Genomic DNA, 17486 nt, shown 5'->3' on the forward strand with positions numbered 1-17486 from the left:
CGACGACGGCGCGCGCTCGTCCACCTGCCTGCCCATGTACGCCGACCCGCCCACGAGGTCACCGGGACTTCCGCACGCGAGTGGTCGCGTACGGGCAACGGGCAGGTCTTCGGACTCGCGGGCACGCCTGCCGGGGGCAGACACCTACTGGCCGTCGCTTCCCAGGTCCGAGGCGGACCCAGTGCGTCTGACGGCGGTCGTTCCCACTCACCGCTGCGGGGCAGTCCCGGATTCCCACCGGGTTCCCTCTTGCGACGCGCCTGCCTGGCGGGCAGGGGCGAACCAGCTGCACCCGCCAGCATAGATCGCGCGGGCGCCGCCGGGCCGCCCCTTTTCCCGTCCCGGCGGCCCCGGCCGGGGTGTTCCACCCGGCCGGGGGAGCATCAGGCGGGGAGCGTCAGGCCGGTACCGGTTCCGCCTGCGCGGCTTCCTCCTCCTGCGGCGAGGTGGGCACCGTCAGCGCGATCAGGGCGCCGAGCAGGGCCGCGCCCGCGCAGATCCCGAAGAGCAGCCGGTAGGCGTGCAGGGAGGGTATGGCCTGGCCGCCCAGCACGATCACCTGCGAGGCGAACAGGGTGCCGCCGACCGCGCTGGCCAGCGAGCTGCCGACGGAGCGGAAGAGCGAGTTGAGGCCGTTGGCGGCCGCGAGGGCCGAGCGCGGCGCGGCGAGGTTGATCAGCGCGGGCATGGCCGCGTACGCGATACCGGTGCCGGCCCCGGCGATGCTGGTGCCGAGGATGATCTCCCACAGGTGGCCGGTGAGCGCGATCCGCACCACGAAGCCGGCCGCCACGATGGTCGCGCCGATGGCCAGGGTGATCTTCGGCCCGACCGCGTTGGTGATCGCCGCCGAGGCCGGCGACAGGATGAGCATCGCCACGCCGCTGGGCAGCAGGCACAGGCCGCCCACCACCACGGACGAGCCGAAGCCGTAGCCGGTCACGCGCGGCGCCTCCACGTAGGAGGCGGTGCCGATGAGCGTGGCGAACAGCGCGAAGCCGACGCAGACGGACGCGACGTTCGTCAGCAGCAGCGCGGGCGCGGCGTTGACCCGGACGTCGACCAGCGGCGAGGCCGCGCGGCGCTCCCAGACCACGAACCCGGCCAGCAGCACCGCCGCGGCGACCAGCAGGCCGATCGTGGTCGGCGACGACCAGCCCCAACTGGACGCCTGGCTCAGCGGCAGCAGCAGGCAGACCAGGCCGCCGGCGAGCACCACGGTGCCCGGCAGGTCGAGCCGGCCGGTGGAGCGCCCGGGCGGCTCGCTGAGCAGCAGCCAGGTGCCGAGCACCGACAGCGCGCCGCCGGCCGCGCAGATCCAGAAGAGCAGGTGGTAGTCGGCGTGCTCGCCGATCCACGCGGCCATCGGCACCCCGAGCGCGCCGCCGATCCCGAGCATCGCGCTGACCAGGGCGATCCCCGCCGATGCCCGCTCGCGCGGCAGGATCGAGCTCAACAGGCTGATGCCCAGCGGGATCACGGCCATCGAGACGCCGACGATCGCGCGGCCGACGATCATCGGCACCAGGCCGTCGCTCAGCGCGGAGACCAGCGAGCCGACGCAGAGCGCGGCCGCCGCCGCGATCAGCGTGACCTTCTTGCCGTACAGGTCGCCGAGCCGGCCGGCCACCGGCACCGCGACGGACGCGACCAGCAGCGTGGACGTCAGCAGCCACTGCACGTCGCCGGTGGAGCTGTGCAGGTCGGTGGTGATCTTCGGCAGCACCGGGATCAGCAGCGACTGGGTGAGCGAGGCGAGCAGCCCGGCGAGCGAGACCACCGCGAGCGCGGCGATCTCGGCCGGTTGCCAGCCGGGCCGCGAGCCGGCCCGGCCGTCGCCGTCGGCGGCCGCCTCCGACGCCTCGGGGGCGTGCTCCGAGTTCTTCACCACGGTTGCTCCTCGCTCTGGACATGCCCTGGCCTGCGCGGCCGTCCGGCGGCCCGCGCGGATTTCGTGGCACACGGTGCCATGTGGCATACGGTGCCACGAACGTGCATAGGATTCAATCGGATCGTTGACGTACGGCCGTACACCGAGGAGGCGCACATCGACGGGATGCGCGAACGCAAGCGCGCGGACAACCGCGCGGCGACGATCGAGGTCGCCTTCCGGCTCTTCGGCGAGCACGGATACGACGACGTGACCGTGGCCGCCATCTGCGAGGCCGCCGACATCGGGCGGCGCACCTTCTTCCGCTACTTCGCCTCCAAGGAGGAGCTGCTGAACGTGCCGCTCCAGGAGATGACCGCGCGGCTCGACCAGTCGCTCGCCGCCACGCCCGCCGGGTCCGGCGAACGCGAGGCGGTCCGCTCGGCGATGCTGGACCTCGCGGACTACGCGCTGGCTCACCGGCGGCAACTCGGGCTGTACCGGCGGATCATCACCAGCTCCGCCGACCGGCGGTTCGACGCGTTCTGGCATCTGCCGCAGCAGGAGCAGCGGTTCGCCCGGCAGGTGCGCAACCGGCACGGCGGCGCCGCGGAGCCCGGCCTGCACACCCGCCTGCTGGTGGCGCGTGCGGTCGCCGCTTTCCGGGTCTGGCTCGACGAGGCGGTGCGCGGAAACCACGACCTGCCCGCGGACGAGGCCCGCGCGCTGTTCCACCACGTGCTCGACGCCGATCCCTGGCTGGCCGGGCCGGGGCCCGGCACCGTACCTGGCGGCGGCACCGTACCCGGCGGCGGCCCCGGCCCGGTCGGCCGGGTGGCCGGGGACGGGTCCGCAGACGGGTGAGCGCGGCTCGCACGTTCGGCTGAACGCGGCGATTTCCCCACGTTGTCGCCGGAACGTGCGGCGTAGCTTCTGCGGTGCCCCATGCGTCTCACCGCACCCCAGGAACAGGAGAAGTCCCTTGGCGACATCCGCTGCTCTTCCTACCCTCCGAGGCCGCATCGTCACCGCCGCGGGCGCGCTGGCCGCCGCCGCCGCGCTCGGCACCACCCTGCTGGGCGCCACCGCCGCCCAGGCGGCCCCGGCCGCCCCGGCCAAGCCCTACGGCACGGTCGTCGCCGGCAATGGCGTCGTCCAGCGCCAGTTCCCCAGCACGGACTCCTCCGTGAAGGGCTCGCTCGCCTACCGCCAGCAGGTCGGCCTGCGCTGCAAGGTCCGCGCCCAGAACATCGAGGGCAACGACATCTGGTACCTGCTCCGGGACAACTCCAACTGGGTCTCGGCGAAGTACGTCGACAACACCGGCTACGTCTCCTACTGCAAGGACGTGCTGCGCAGCGGCAGCGACGTGATGAACGCGGTGCCGAAGGGCGCCAAGGGCTGACGGCCCCGAAGCACGCGGGCATCCCGGAGCCGCGGCAGGTCCCGCAAGCGGCTCCGGGGCGCCGCCCTCCCGCCGCCTCCGGTCAGTGCCGCATCCCGCCCGGGGGCGGAGCGGTCCGCGCCGCCGCCGGACGGCCGGCGAGCGCCGACAGCAGCGGCAGGGTCAGGGCCAGCCACGCCGCACCGAGCAGCCAGCCGCCCAGCTCGTCGGTGGGCCACTGCACCCCCAGGTAGATCCGGGTGGCGCTGATCGCCGCCACCCAGCAGCCGCAGCTCAGCACGTCCAGCCGTACGGCGCCGCGCGGCGCGTCACTGCGCAGCGCCGCCCAGGCCAGCAGCCCCGCGGTCAGCGCGGCCGTGGTGGCGTGGCCGGACGGGAACGCCCAGTCGGTGCCGAGCACCGCCCAGTCCGCCACCGGCGGGCGCGGCCGGTCCAGGGCGAAGACGACCGCCAGCCGCAGCGCCTGCCCGGTCAGCAGGATCGCCACCCCGCACAGCGCCGCCGACACCTCCCGCCGCGACGCCGTCCGCTGCGCGCACCCGGTCCACCCGGCCAGCGCCGCCGCGACGTAGGGCAGCGGGCCGGCCCCGGTCGTGTCCAGCAGGCGCGAGGCGGCGACCACATCCGCGGAGCGGTGGGCGACGGCCCACTGGTGCACGGCGCGGTCCGGCCCGAGCGGCGCGCCGCCGCGCGCGCCGAGCGCCCACACCAGGAGCGTGAAGAGCGCCGCGCACAGCGTGAACGCCCCGGCCGCTGCGAAAGCCCCGCCGCCGTGCGGCGCGAGCGTCCGCAGCCGCCGGTGGGCGAAGGCGCGCGTGGTGAACGCTGAGGACATCCTGCCTCGGCCCCGCATCCTTGGTCCGTTGCCGCCCCGGGCCGCACGTGCGTGAAACCCGAATGACTACAGCACTGTAGACGTAGGCCCCGCCCGGGTCGACGCCGCCCCCACCGGCGTGCCCCCCAACCCGCCGCCCAGCCGTACCCCCGCGCGACCCACCACGGCCCAGCCTCAGCCCGGACCCGTCCCCCCGACCTCCGGCCGTGGTCCGGGGCCCGTCCCCCCGCCGCCGTCCGTCCGTGAACCTGCGCGGGGCCCCCGTCGGTGCCTGGCCGTGGTTCCGCGCCCATCCGGGGTCGTGCCCCGCCTCGCCTCGCGCCTGTCCTGTGCTTTGCTCAGTCGTCGGCGCGCGCAGCGTCCGGCCGACGTCCGGCGCCCGCGCCGCCCGCGTCCTGCGCCCTGCCCGGCCACGCTCCCGCGCGGCCCGCCGCCGTCCAGCCGTGGTCCTGCGCGGGTCTTCCGTGGTCCCGCCCACGTCCGGGGTCGTGCCCCGTCCCGGTCCCGCTTCGCGCCTGTCCTGTGCTCTGCTCAGCCGTTGCCGCGCGCAGCGTCTGGCCGACGTCCGGCGCCCGCGCCGCCATCGCCCCGCCGCACCCCCGTCCTGCGCCCTGCCCGGCCGTCGTCGCGCGCAGCGTGGGGCCGTTCACCCGCCGCCGTGCGGCCGGCGCTCCGCGCGCGTCCTGCTTCGCCCCGCCCGGGTCAGGGCACCGCGGGAATTCGGGCCCGCGGCAGAGCGCCGTTGCGGGGGATTCACGGGGCCGGGGAACGCAGGGTGTCCGGGTGTGTTCGAGGCGTGGCCGACCGTGCGAGCGCGGCGGCGTCGAGTGTTATTCAATGGGTGTGCGGTAGGGGATCTCGGGGCTTCTTCGCACGCAGAAACCGGGCATGCCTCCGGCCACGCACCGGGGCCGGCCAGCGAGCTGAGAGAGCGTATGGACTCGACACCATCCCCCTCGTCTTCGTTGCCGTCCGACCAGGTCAGTCGCGCGCTGGGAAACTACGGCCCGCACGGCGGCACCGGGCCGGCGGCCGGCGCTGCCCGGGCGCAGGAGGCCGCCGTGCCGGGCGGCGGCACCGGACACCACCCCGAGAGCCAGGAGCAGATCCTCGGCTCCGTCGACCTCGACCGCGAGCTGAACATCACCCGCCGCAACCTGGAGGCGCCCGCGTTCGCGGGGCTGAGCGTCGCCGCGGGCCGGCCCTTCGCCGACCTGCTGCCGCCCGGGGACATCCCGACCGTCACCCGCCGGCTGCGGCAGGTCGCCGAGACGAAGGAGCCGCACGTCGCCCGGGTCCAGCGGCTGCTGCGGGACGACGGCACCGAGCTGGTCGTCTCGATGAGCATCCTGCCCGCCGCGCCGCCCCAGGAGGGCCTGACCGTCTCCCTGATCGCGATGGCCAAGCGGCTGCACCTGTACGCCGCCGAGACCGCCATCGGCACCTCCCTGGACATCGGCGACACCGCGCAGTCCCTGGCCCAGTCCCTGCTGGCCTGGGCCGACGTCGCCGCGATCGACCTGGACTACGCGGTGTGGACCGGCGAGGCCGTCACCGAGCAGCCGGCCGGGCGGGTCCGGCTGCGCCGCGCGGCCCTGGTGCCGGACCGGGCCTGGCCGGAGGGCTACCTCACGCCCGGCGACAACCTCCCCGGCGAGGCGAACCGCCTGCTGGCCGAGGCCGTCAAGCGCGACGGCGTCACCCGCCCCATCGTCATCCCCGACCGGGCGTCGATCGAGCGGGCCCTGGGCGGCGACCCGCTGCTGATCCGTGCCCTGGTGCCGGGCGACCGGCCGGTCAGCCTGGCGTGCATACCGCTGGTCGTCGAGGGGCGGGACGGCGCCGCGCCGATCGTGCTGGGCGTGGCGGAGATCTGGCGCCGCCCGGACCGCCCCTTCCGCGACAGCGAGCTGCTCGACCTCCAGGAACTGACCGCGCGCACCGCCCACCACGTGGACCTGGCCCGCCAGCACCAGCGCGAGCACGCCCAGGTGCTCGCGCTCCAGCGGCGGCTGCTGCCGCGGGCCGGCAGCGACACCATCGACGTCGCCAGCGTCTACCAGCCGACCACCCCCGACAGCGCCGGCGTCGGCGGGGACTGGGTGAACAGCTTCCCGCTGCCGGGCGGGCGCACCGCGCTGGTCGTCGGCGACGTGGTCGGCCACGGCCTGGGGGCCGCCGCGGCCATGGGCCAGCTCAGCATGGAGGCCCGCGCGCTGCTGTCGGCGGGTCTGGCCCCCGACGAGGTGCTGGAGCACCTGGACGAGACCGTGACGCTGCTGGACGACGCGGAGGCGGGGCTGGCCGCCGGATACAGCGCCCTCGGCTCGACCTGCTGCATCGCGGTGTACGACCCGGTCGGCCACCAGGTGGTGATGTCCAGCGCGGGCCACCTGCCGCCGGTGCTGGTGCTGCCCGACGGCACCGCCGAGGTGCTGTCGGCGCCCCCGCACCCGGGGCTCGGCACCGAGTTCGCGCTGCGCGAGCCGTTCGACACGCACACCTTCGCCGCGCCGCCCGGGTCGCTGCTCGCCCTGTACACCGACGGCCTTGTGGAGGACCCGGCGGTGCCGATAGACGAGGGCATCGCCCGGCTCGCGGAACTCGTCGGCCGGGTGCACCCCTGGGACGACCTCCAGCAGGCCGCGCGGCGGCTGGTGACCACCCTCACCGCGCGCAGCCACCTTCGCGACGACATGACGCTGCTGCTGGCCCGGATGACCGGCCGCCGCAAGCGCGACGTGGCCACCTGGCGGCTGCCCGCCCGCGCCGACGCCGCAGGGCAGGCCCGCGCCCTGGCGGCGACCCGGCTGCGGCAGTGGCAGGCCAGGGACGAGACGCGGGACAACGCGCTGCTGCTGATCAGCGAGCTGGTGACGAACGCCGGCCGCTTCGCCACCGGGCCCATCACCGTACGGCTGATCAAGGACGTCAGCGGGCTGCTGTGCGAGGTGGGCGACACCGGCAACGGGCGGCCCCGGAAGGGCCGGACCGGGCTGCTGGACGACAGCGGCCGCGGCCTGTACGTCGTCCACAAGGTCACCACGCACTGGGGGGTGCGCTGGACGGAGACCGGCAAGGTGGTGTGGGCCGAACTCGCCTGGTAGCCGCGGCGGTTGCCGGTGCGGCCCGGCCGGGCAAGGCCGGGCCGGTCAGGCGGTCAGAGCCACTCGGCTTCCACGGCGGTGGCCGTCAGCCCGGGCGCCGCCGCGTACAGCACGGTGCGGCTGCCGGGCCGCTGCCCGGCGTCATGGGCGCGCCGCAGGATGTCGAAGACGGCGGCGCCGCCGCGGTTGCCGGTGCGGTAGCTGTCCCGGCTGTGGCTGAGGACGTCGGTCGGCCAGCCCTCGGGCATGGTCTGCTCCATGTACTCCAGCACGCGGGTGCCGCCGGGGTGCGCGAGCAGCAGGTCGGGGTGCCAGGGGGAGTCGTCGCCGGCGTGGCGGCGGCGCAGCCACTCCCACATCGCGCCGACGGTCTTCTGCACCGCGCGCGGGCCGTGCCGGTCCATCACGAAGTGCGTGCCGTCGGTGCGGGTCTCCAGCCGGTGCAGGGCCTGGGTGCCGGGCAGGGTGTGGTGCCAGGACGCGTCCAGCCGCAGCACCGACTCCGGGCGGCGGCGCCCGGTGACCACCGCGGCCACCGCGGTGTCGGCGAACAGCAGCCGCACGATGAGGGATTCGAGGGTGTCGTCGGCGGGCTGGTAGGTGGTGCTCAGCGCCTCGGATATGACGACCAGCACCACCCGGTCGGGGTCGGCGGCCACCAGGTCGGCGGCGAGCGCGAGGGAGCGGGTGCCGGCGATGCACGCCCACTGCGCGGCCGGCAGCAGCAGCGCGTCGGGGCGCAGCGGCAGCTGGTTGGCGAGCGAGACGTCCAGGCCGGGCAGCGCGGGGGTGGTGGAGTTGCTGGTGATCAGGCAGTCGACGTCGGAGGCGTCCAGCCCGGCGATCTGGAGGGCGCCGCGGGCCGCGCGCTCGCCGTACGCCTGCACGGCCTCCCACGCGGGGGCGGTGCGCTCCTGCACGGTCTGCGGCGCCGGCACCGCCTCCAGGGCGGCGATCGCCCGCTTCACCTCTTCCTCGCCGAACCCGTCGCGGGCCAGCGCCTCGCGGGCCAGGTCGGGGTCCGGGGTGCGCAGGCCGCTGCCGGCGCCGGGCGCGACGGCCGCCTCCAGCGGCAGCATCCAGCCGCGGGTGTCGATCCCGGTGGAGCCCGCGATGCCCTCGATCCGCGACAGCCACGGCGCCTGCGGGTGCCGCGCCCGGACCTCCGCCAGGATCTGGCCGGTCGTCACGGCGTGCTCGCCATGGATCACCGCCGGGGGAGAGAGGTAAGCGGCCACGGGACACACCTTTCGACGCAGTACCAGGGATCGCTGCGAAGTATATGAAACACGTCACTTCGCACGCTGATGATCAATTGCGGACAGCAGCTGACCACTTCGGAATTTATAACCTAAGTCGGGGCGAATTGGACATGGTTCGAGCGAATCTGTGGCCGATGCCACTCGACGCACCGCGGCTGGAAGAAGTGCGCGGTCCACCGGGGGGTTTGGGGATGCCGGCGCGCAACGGCGCCGTGCGCGGGGCTCGTTGACCCTGCCGGGGGCCCGGGCGGTGGCCTGCGGGCGGGCGGACAGCAAAAAGTCCGGGCCGAAGGATTTCGACCCGGACGATGCCGTGATGACTGTGAGTGTCCGAGGGGGGACTTGAACCCCCACGCCCGATAAAGGGCACTAGCACCTCAAGCTAGCGCGTCTGCCATTCCGCCACCCGGACCGGGTGTGTCACCGCGGCGACGTGGCCGGGGCGACGAGGTAAACCATAGCAAAGATCCAGACCGTGAAAGCACCTCCGCCGGCGGGCGCCGCCGGGCGCCGGGAACGGGGGAGCGGCCCGGGCGGGGCCCGGCGGGGCCGGTCCGGGGGGTGGGCCGGGGGTGGGAAGACGGCAGGCGGCGAGGGAGGATGGGAACAGGCACCGGTCGCGGTCGCGGCGGCGGGGAACGAGCGAGGAGACAGCGTGAGTGAGTCGGGGCCCGCAAGGGCGGAGAACGGGAGGGTCGCGGGCGAGGACGAGGTCGTCGACCTGTGCGCCGAGCTGATCCGGATCGACACGAGCAACTACGGCGACCACTCCGGCCCGGGGGAGCGCGCCGCCGCCGAGTACGTGGCGGAGAAGCTCGCCGAAGTGGGCCTGGAACCGGAGATCTTCGAGTCCCACCCGGGCCGGGCGTCCACGGTGGTGCGGATCGAGGGCGAGGACCGCAGCCGGCCCGGACTGCTCATCCACGGCCACACCGACGTGGTCCCGGCGAACGCCGACGACTGGACCCGGCACCCCTTCGCCGGCGAGGTGGCCGACGGCTGCGTGTGGGGCCGCGGCGCGGTCGACATGAAGGACATGGACGCGATGACGCTCGCCGTCATTCGCGACCGGGTGCGCAGCGGCCGCAAGCCGCCGCGGGACGTCGTGCTGGCCTTCCTCGCCGACGAGGAGGCCGGCGGCACCTACGGCGCCCGGTACCTGGTCGACAACCACCCGGGCCTGTTCGAGGGCGTCGACGAGGCGATCGGCGAGGTCGGCGGCTTCTCGTTCACCGTCAACGAGAACCTGCGGCTGTACCTGGTGGAGACCGCCGAGAAGGGCATGCACTGGATGCGGCTGACCGTGGACGGCACCGCCGGCCACGGCTCGATGACCAACAACGACAACGCGATCACCGAGCTGTGCGAGGCGGTCGGCCGGCTCGGGCGGCACCAGTTCCCGGTGCGGCTGACGAAGTCGGTGCGCGGCTTCCTCGACGAGCTGTCCGACGCCTTCGGGATCGAGCTGGACCCGGAGGACATGGAGGAGACGCTCGTCCGGCTCGGCGGCGTCGCCCGCATGATCGGCACCACCCTGCGCAACACCGCCGCCCCGACCATGCTCGGCGCCGGCTACAAGGTCAACGTCATCCCCGGCCAGGCCACCGCCCATGTCGACGGGCGCTTCCTGCCCGGATACGAGGAGGAGTTCCTCGCCGACCTCGACCGGGTGCTCGGCCCCCGGGTGAAGCGCGAGTCGCTGCACTCCGACAAGGCGCTGGAGACCGACTTCGACGGCGCGCTGGTCGACGCGATGCGCACCGCGCTCAAGGCCGAGGACCCGATCTCCCGCACCGTGCCCTACATGCTCTCCGGCGGCACCGACGCCAAGTCCTTCTCCGACCTGGGCATCCGCTGCTTCGGCTTCGCCCCGCTGCAACTGCCGCCCGAGCTGGACTTCGCCGGGATGTTCCACGGCGTGGACGAGCGGGTGCCCACCGAGGGCCTGAAGTTCGGGGTCCGGGTGCTGGACCGGTTCCTCGACAACTGCTGACCGCGGCCGGCGTCCACCGAGCACGCCGTTCGCTTTCCTGTACCCGTACCGGCGGCCCGGGTCGCCGGTACGGGTGAATGATCGACTCTCTTCGTTGCCCTGCTTCCTCCGTGTCGTTACGCCGGGTGTGGTCCGCTGCTGAGGGGACCACACCGCCCCATTCAGGAGGAAGTAATGATCAAGAAGGTCGTGGCCACTGCGGCCGCCACCGGCGGTCTGGTGCTCGCGGGCGCGGGCCTGGCTTTCGCGGACGCCGGCGCCCAGGGTGCCGCCGTGCAGTCCCCGGGCGTGCTGTCGGGCAACGTCGTGCAGATCCCGGTGCACGTGCCGGTGAACGCCTGCGGCAACACGATCAACGTGGTCGGGCTGCTCAACCCCGCCTTCGGGAACACCTGCGTCAACAGCTAGGCACCGCCTGGCCACCAGCACTGGTACCTTCCGCGGCCGCCTCAGGCCGCGGCTCGGGAACCCTTCCGCGCCCGAGGGCGCGGTGAGGCCGGCCCCGGACGCCCTCGCGGCGCTCCGGGGCCGCTCGCCATTTTCGGGGAGGTGCGGGGCATGGATGTTCCCCCTGCCCGCTCCGGTCAAGAGTCGAATCGAAGGTAGGGAAACGAACCCATGCGTCAGGTCATGACGAAGGGCCTGCTCACCGCGGTCGCCACGGGCGGTGTGCTCGCCGCGACCGGTGGGCTCGCCGTCGCGGACGCCGGTGCGGGCGCCGCGGCAACCGGCTCGCCCGGCGTGGTGTCGGGCAACAGCGTCCAGGTGCCGGTCCACGTGCCGGTGAACCTCTGCGGCAACACCGTCGACGTGCTCGCGCTGCTGAACCCGGCGTTCGGCAACAGCTGCGGCAACAGCAGCAGCGGTACGACGACGCCCGGCACACCCAGCAGCCCGGGCACGCCCGGCAACCCCGGCACCCCGGGCACCCCGGGCACGCCGACGACCCCCGGTACGCCGACCACCCCCGGCACCCCGGGCACGCCGACGACTCCCGGTACGCCGACCACCCCCGGCAACCCCGGCACCACCAACGGCTCGGGCGGCTCCGGCCACACCGGCACCACCACCGACGACGCCGTACCGGCCGCGCAGACGATCACCCCGACCGGCGCCACCACCCCCACCCTCGCCCACACCGGCGCGGACGACATGGGGATGATCGCGGGTGCCGCGGGCGCGCTGCTGCTCGGCGGCGCCCTGCTCTACCGCCGCGGGCGCGCCGCACGGCGCTGACCGCCGACGGCAGGCGGACCCGCGGGCCCCGGCGATCCACCGATCCGGCCCGCGGGTATCGATGAGCCGCTCCACTCCACGTGGTCTTGGTCACATGCCCCGGTCATACCCGGCCCCGCCGGGCGCCCCGGCTGCGCGGGCGGACCACCCCGCGCAACGACCGGCGGCACTTCACCCGGCCCCGGCCGCGCCCTCCCGGCAGGGCACGGATATCCCCTGGTGGATCACCAGGTGGCCCGCATCTGGCGGATGATCCGGCGCCGCAGCCGCACCCGGCGGCTCCCGTCCGGGTAGAGCCGCACCCGGTCCAGTTCCCAGTGCCTGTACTCGGCCTCGTCGGTCAGCAGACGTGCCGCTTCCTTGCGCGAGGTACCCCGCGGCACGTACATCTCTCTGAATTCGTATTCCGGCATCGCAATCTATTGTGCGGGCAACGCCCCTCTGCGGATAGCGTCTGCTCCATGTCTGATGACGTACAGCCCACCGTCGCCGAGGTCCGTGCCGCGGCGGAAGCGCTCAAAGCCGCGCTCGACCGCCACCTCGACGCCATCGAGAACCGTGCCGGGGACGACGACCCGTCCGTCTACGCGGCGTTCGAAGCTCTGGCCTCGGCCGCCGAGTCGTACGACGAGCTGCTGTACGACGCGTACGACGAGGTGACCCCGTTCGAGGTGCCCGCGGGTGACGGCGCACCGGAGTACACCGGCCCCGAGGACCCCGAGTCGATCAGCGTGCTGATCCGCCGCGACTACACCGTGGTCGAGCCGGAGCGGCTGCTCGCCCAGGCCCGCCGCACCGCCGACGGCGACGCGGAGGCCGGCGAGTCGGTCACCGCGGCCGTCGCGGCGGTCTTCGGCGAGTACGAACCCGACGAGATCGCCCAGCGGCACAAGGAGTTCGGCCTGGAGGAGGGCGACTCCACGCTGTGGGTGTGCGCGGCCGAGCCGACCGAGCCGGGGGAGTGGCTGGACGCGCCCTTCGACCAGGCCGACCCGCAACTCGCGCTGTGCCGCTTCGACATGAGCCTGGCCTTCGAGGACGAGACGGACGCGGTCGAGTCCGAGTGAACCCGGGGGCGGGGGCGCCGCGCCGCCCCCGCCCCCCGCCCCCCGCCCCCGGCCCGCCCGCCGCCGCCCTCGCTGCCGCTCCTGCCCCCGCGTGCCTACTGCGCGGCCAGCTCCCGCAGCACCGCCGCCAGCCGCGTCGTGCGCTCCTTCGCCACCGGCCCGGCCACCGCGGCCGCCAGCGCCTGCTCCGCGCCCTGCACGACCGACAGGTGCCGCTCGCCGCGACTGAAGGCGGTGTAGACCCAGCCGCGGGTGAGCAGCGGCCCCGCGTCGCCCGGCACCACCACGACCGCCGCCGGCCAGCGGATGCCCGCCGCCTGGTGGCCGGTGACGGCCCAGCCGTGCCGGACCGTGGCCCCGACCTCCGCGCGCGGCACCAGCACCGGCCCGTCCGCGCCCGCCAGCCGCAGCCCCTCCTGGTCGGCGCCCACGACGGTGGCCGGATACGTACGGCCCGGCGCCGGCACATGGACCACCCGGTCGCCCGGGTCGAAGCCGCCGAACCGGCCGGGGCCGGGGTTCAGCCGCTCCTTGAGCGCCGCGTTCAGCGCGCGGGTGCCGACCGGGCCGCCGTGCGCGAGGGTGATCACCTGCGTGTCGCCCGGCGGCACCCCGAACGCGCGCGGCACCGAGTCCGCGACGAGCTGCACCGCGCGGTGCACCGCCTCGCCCGGCGCCCGCACCGGGACCACCACGACCTCCTTGCCCGGCGCCTCCACCGCGGCCAGCTCCCCGACCGCCACGTACGAGGTGAGCTCGCCGATCGGCCCCGGGTCCGGCGTGCGCGAGGTGACCCGCGGGAACGCCTTGGAAGCGAGCAGGTCGGCGAACGCGCGGCCCGGACCGGCCGACCACAGCGTGTGCGGGTCCCCGCTGAGCACCAGCCGGGCACCGTCCGGGACCGCCTCGACCAGCGTGGCGGCCTCCTCGACGGACAGCTGCGGGGCGTCCAGCACCGCGAGCAGGTCCAGCGGCAGGCTGCCGTCGGCGGCCCGGCCCCCCGCGAGCAGCTCTACGACCGTCCGCGCGCCCTCCGCGCCGATCCCGGGGACCTCGGCCAGCCGCCGCCGCCCGCTGTCGGTGTAGGCGGCGGCGTATGCCCGCAGGCCCGCCGCCCGGGCGGCCGCCACCAGCGCGGCGGGCTCCGCGCGGGCCGCCTCGCCGCCGGTGTGCAGGACCAGGCCGCTCCCGGCCGCCGCCCGGATCAGCTCGGCCGCGGACGGCGACGGGGCGGCGGCCGCTGCGGCCTCCCACCCGGGCGCCTCGTCCTCCCGCGGGCCCTCGAAGGACCGCAGCAGCCGCACGCAGCCGTCGGCGAGGCTCTCCTCCGCCAGGGCGTACCGGTCCAGGCCGAACAGCAGCCGTACGGGCGCCGGTTCGCCGTCCTCGCCGTCCGCGCCGTCCGCGCCGCCCTCGGCATCGCCGGCGTGCTGCGCGGCGCCCTCCGCACCCTCGGGCGCCTCGCGGAAGGCCAGCACCCGGCCCTCCTCCACGGCCGCCGCGAGCCCGGCGTCCGGGTCCGGCACGGAGTAGCGCGCGAGCGCCGTACGCAGCGTGTCCGCGCCCAGCGCGGTGTGGCCCTGCTCGGCGGCCCGGTCCAGCACATGGCTCACCAGCGCCCGCACCCGCCGCTCGTCACCTGGGCCGACCGCCTCGCCCAGCACCGCCCGCGCGAACGCGTCCACCTGCTCCACGCCGACCCGTACCCCCGGCAGGCCGAGCACGCTCCACGGGTCGGCTCGCACCAGCTCCGCCGCGCCCTCCCCGAGCGCCCGCACCACCGGCTCCGCCAGCTCCCCGGGCGCCCCGCCCCCGGCCAGCACCTCCCGCGCGGCCGCCACCGCCACCGCGTCCAAGGGGCCCCGCACCGCCGCACCCGCGGCAGCGGGGCGCGGCTCCGGCCGCTCCCGGACGGCCCCCACGGCCTCCTTGCCGAGCGGACCGGACGACGACGGCTCCCCGCCCCGGGCGTCCACCTCGGCGCTGTCCGTGCCTTCGGGCGCGGCCGGGTCGCTGTGCGGGCTCTCCCCGTCGTCGTCGCCCGTGCCGCCCGCGTCGGTGGCGGTGGCGGAGGCGGCGGCGGGTTCGGGGCCACCGTCAACGGCGTCCGGCGCGCTCGGGCCCGCGTCTGCGTCCGGCGCCGCGGAACCACCCGCCGGGACGGCCTCCGCCGCCTCCAGGGCCTGGAGGCGGGCGGTCTCCTCCGCCATCGCCTCGCGCCGCTTGCGCCGGGCCTCCGCCGCGTCGCCGCGCGGGGCGGGGGCCGCCGGGCTCTCACCGCGCTCGATGGAGCGCATCGCCGCCGCCAGGCTCGCCAGGTCCGGCTTCCCGGCCGGGCCGGGGCGCGCGGCGGGCACGGCGGGGCCGTCCGCGGTGGCGGCGGTGCCGGTGCCGGTGGCCGGGGGCGCGGTGGAGTCGTCGGACGGGGTCGGGGTGGTCACGCGGAAAGCCTCCGTGGAGCGGGACGACCGCGCCGTACAGCACTCAAGGAGCCGTACGGCGCTCAGAGAGTGGTCCAGTCGTGGTCCGGGTAGCGGTGCAGCGGCGCCGAGACGTCGTCCAGGGCCGAGCAGATCTCTTCCGGCAGCGTAAGGCCCTCCACCGACAGCGCGGTGCTCAGCTGCGCGGCGTTGCGCGCGCCGAGGATGGGCGCGCTGACCCCGGGCCGGTCCCGTACCCAGGCGAGCGCGACGTGCAGCGGGGACACCGCCAGCCCGTCGGCCGCTATGGCCAGCGCGTCCACGATCAGCCCGGCGGTCTCGTCGAGGTAGGGCGCGACGAACGCGGCCATCTCGGAGGAGCCGCGCGAGCCCTCGGGGGTGCCGTTGCGGTACTTCCCGGTGAGCACCCCGCGCCCGAGCGGCGACGACGGGAGCAGCCCCACCCCGAGGTCGACCGCGGCGGGCAGCACCTCGCGCTCGACCCCGCGCTGGAGCAGCGAGTACTCCATCTGCGTACTGGCCAGCGGGGTGCGCCCGGGCGACGCGAGCTGCCAGGACGCGGCCTTGGCGAGCTGCCAGCCGCAGAAGTTGGAGACGCCGACGTAGCGGGCCCGGCCGCTGCTGACCGCGATGTCGAGCGCCTGGAGGGTCTCCTCCAGCGGCGTGTCCGGGTCGTAGGCGTGCACTTGCCACAGGTCGACGTGGTCGGTGCCGAGCCGCTGGAGCGAGGCGTCGAGCGCGGCCAGCAGGTGCCCCCGGGAGGTGTCGAACCGCCGGTCCGGGTCGGGCACGCTGCCCGCCTTCGTGGCGATCACCAGGTCCGAGCGGGGCACCAGGTCCTCGATCAGCCGACCGAGGAGGTATTCCGCGCCTCCGTCCGCGTACACGTCAGCGGTGTCGACCAGTGACCCGCCCGCCTCCCAGAAGGACTTGAGCTGGTCGGCGGCGTCCCGTTCGCCCGTGTCGCGCCCCCAGGTGAGCGTGCCGAGCCCGAGCCGGGACACGCGGAGGCCGGTGCGGCCGAGTTGCCTGTGCTCCATGACCGCTGAGGCTAGCGAACGGCCCCGCAAATGGGGAGCAGTGACGTACCCGACAGGCGCGTTCGCCGGGCCGAGGCGCTAAAGTCCGGGGGGACAACGACGTTACTGGCCAGTACGCAGTTAGGGGAGCGCTATGCGGCTCGGGATCAACCTCGGCTACTGGGGTGCCGGGATGGACGCGGACAACCTCGCCGTCGCGCAGGAGGCCGACCGTCTCGGGTACTCCGTGTGCTGGGCCGCCGAGGCGTACGGGTCCGACGCGCCGACCGTGCTGTCCTGGGTGGCCGCGCAGACCGAGCGGATCGACGTCGGCTCGGCGATCCTCCAGATCCCCGCGCGCACCCCCGCGATGACCGCGATGACCGCGGCCACCCTGGACAGCCTGACCGGCGGCCGGTTCCGGCTGGGCCTGGGCGTGTCCGGGCCGCAGGTTTCCGAGGGCTGGTACGGCGTCAGGTTCGACAAGCCGCTGGCCCGCACCCGCGAGTACGTCGACATCGTCCGCAAGGCGATGACCCGCGAGCGGCTGTCGTACGAGGGCGAGCACTGGACGCTGCCGCTGCCCGGCGGCCCCGGCAAGGCGCTGCGCCTGACCGTGCACCCGCAGCGCGAGCACATCCCGCTGTACATCGCGGCGATCGGCCCGAAGAACCTGGAGCAGACCGGTGAGATCGCCGACGGCGCCCTGCTGATCTTCCCGTCCGCCGCGCACCTGGCCGAGACCGCGATCCGCCCGCTGCGGGCCGGCCGGGAGAAGGCCGGGCTGACGATGGACGGGTTCGACGTCTGCCCCACGCTGCCGCTGTCGCTCGGCTCCCTCGCGGACCTGCCGAAGCTCGCGGACACCTTCCGCCCGTACACCGCGCTGTACGTCGGCGGCATGGGCAGCCGCAAGCAGAACTTCTACAACCAGCTCGCGCGGCGCATGGGGTACGAGCGGGAGGCCGCCGACATCCAGGAGAAGTACCTCGCCGGCGAGAAGGAGGCCGCCGCGGCCGCGGTGCCGCAGGAACTCATCGACTCCACCTGCCTGTTGGGGCCGGTGGAGCGGATCGCGGACCGCATGAAGGAGTACGCCGCCGCGGGCGTGACCACGCTCTCGCTCGCACCGTCCGGGTTCACGCTGGAGGAGCGCCTCGCCGGCCTGCGCGCGGGCGTGGAGGCGCTGACCCTGGCCGGACTCGCCTAGGGCCTGTCGTTTGGATCTCCGCGGCGTCGCGTCGCCCGGTG

General features: G+C 75.1%; 14 protein-coding genes, 1 tRNA gene and 1 riboswitch. Of the genes, 8 read left to right on the forward strand and 7 right to left on the reverse strand.

Features of this window, described 5'->3' with window-relative positions; translation table 11 throughout:
• Positions 1–83: 83 nt before the first annotated feature.
• Positions 84–302: riboswitch (cobalamin riboswitch) on the reverse strand.
• A gap of 95 nt (positions 303–397) precedes the next feature.
• On the reverse strand, positions 398–1891 hold the full coding sequence (locus tag WA788_RS21035; protein WP_335979580.1) for an MFS transporter: 1494 nt from the start codon (positions 1889–1891) through the stop codon (positions 398–400).
• A 165-nt stretch (positions 1892–2056) separates the two neighbouring features.
• Here WA788_RS21035 and WA788_RS21040 point away from each other — a divergent pair, with 165 nt between their 5' ends.
• Complete coding sequence (locus WA788_RS21040) at positions 2057–2734, forward strand: TetR family transcriptional regulator (protein WP_335979582.1); 678 nt, start codon at positions 2057–2059, stop codon at positions 2732–2734.
• A 118-nt stretch (positions 2735–2852) separates the two neighbouring features.
• A complete protein-coding gene (locus tag WA788_RS21045) occupies positions 2853–3275 on the forward strand; it encodes an SH3 domain-containing protein (RefSeq protein ID WP_335979584.1) in 423 nt (140 codons plus the stop codon).
• A gap of 82 nt (positions 3276–3357) precedes the next feature.
• Here WA788_RS21045 and WA788_RS21050 read toward each other — a convergent pair whose 3' ends face one another.
• Entirely contained in the window at positions 3358–4110 is a 753-nt protein-coding gene (locus WA788_RS21050) for a phosphatase PAP2 family protein (protein WP_335979586.1), read from the reverse strand.
• 935 nt (positions 4111–5045) lie between these two features.
• Between WA788_RS21050 and WA788_RS21055 the strand changes: the two genes are divergently transcribed.
• A complete protein-coding gene (locus tag WA788_RS21055) occupies positions 5046–7217 on the forward strand; it encodes a SpoIIE family protein phosphatase (RefSeq protein WP_335979587.1) in 2172 nt (723 codons plus the stop codon).
• 53 nt (positions 7218–7270) lie between these two features.
• Here WA788_RS21055 and WA788_RS21060 read toward each other — a convergent pair whose 3' ends face one another.
• On the reverse strand, positions 7271–8455 hold the full coding sequence (locus WA788_RS21060) for a type III polyketide synthase (RefSeq protein ID WP_335979589.1): 1185 nt from the start codon (positions 8453–8455) through the stop codon (positions 7271–7273).
• A 351-nt stretch (positions 8456–8806) separates the two neighbouring features.
• Positions 8807–8891, reverse strand: a tRNA-Leu gene (locus tag WA788_RS21065).
• Positions 8892–9134: 243 nt separating this feature from the next.
• On the opposite strand from WA788_RS21065, the gene WA788_RS21070 reads away from it, so the two are divergent.
• The 3 genes from WA788_RS21070 (at position 9135) to WA788_RS21080 (ending at position 11708) form a co-directional block, all read left to right on the forward strand.
• Positions 9135–10472 (forward strand): M20/M25/M40 family metallo-hydrolase, encoded by a 1338-nt coding sequence (locus WA788_RS21070; RefSeq protein WP_335979592.1) that lies wholly within the window; start codon positions 9135–9137, stop codon positions 10470–10472.
• Between the two features lie 174 nt (positions 10473–10646).
• A complete protein-coding gene (locus WA788_RS21075) occupies positions 10647–10880 on the forward strand; it encodes a chaplin (RefSeq protein ID WP_335979593.1) in 234 nt (77 codons plus the stop codon).
• A gap of 210 nt (positions 10881–11090) precedes the next feature.
• The gene (locus WA788_RS21080) at positions 11091–11708 is read left to right on the forward strand and encodes a chaplin (RefSeq protein ID WP_335979595.1); all 618 of its coding nucleotides are present in this window, start codon (positions 11091–11093) and stop codon (positions 11706–11708) included.
• Positions 11709–11932: 224 nt separating this feature from the next.
• On the opposite strand, the gene WA788_RS21085 is transcribed toward WA788_RS21080, so the two are convergent.
• A complete protein-coding gene (locus WA788_RS21085) occupies positions 11933–12121 on the reverse strand; it encodes a DUF5703 family protein (RefSeq protein WP_335979596.1) in 189 nt (62 codons plus the stop codon).
• Between the two features lie 48 nt (positions 12122–12169).
• On the opposite strand from WA788_RS21085, the gene WA788_RS21090 reads away from it, so the two are divergent.
• On the forward strand, positions 12170–12775 hold the full coding sequence (locus WA788_RS21090; RefSeq protein WP_335979597.1) for a hypothetical protein: 606 nt from the start codon (positions 12170–12172) through the stop codon (positions 12773–12775).
• 95 nt (positions 12776–12870) lie between these two features.
• Here the strand turns inward: WA788_RS21090 and WA788_RS21095 are convergent, their stop codons facing one another.
• Positions 12871–15216, reverse strand: a complete 2346-nt coding sequence (locus WA788_RS21095; protein ID WP_335979599.1) for a helix-hairpin-helix domain-containing protein — start codon at positions 15214–15216, stop codon at positions 12871–12873.
• Positions 15217–15278: 62 nt separating this feature from the next.
• Entirely contained in the window at positions 15279–16256 is a 978-nt protein-coding gene (locus WA788_RS21100; protein ID WP_335979601.1) for an aldo/keto reductase, read from the reverse strand.
• A 133-nt stretch (positions 16257–16389) separates the two neighbouring features.
• On the opposite strand from WA788_RS21100, the gene WA788_RS21105 reads away from it, so the two are divergent.
• Entirely contained in the window at positions 16390–17445 is a 1056-nt protein-coding gene (locus WA788_RS21105; RefSeq protein ID WP_335979602.1) for an LLM class F420-dependent oxidoreductase, read from the forward strand.
• The last annotated feature ends 41 nt before the right edge of the window (positions 17446–17486 follow it).

The organism is Streptomyces sp. CA2R106, assembly GCF_037034245.1.
GTDB lineage: Bacteria > Actinomycetota > Actinomycetes > Streptomycetales > Streptomycetaceae > Actinacidiphila.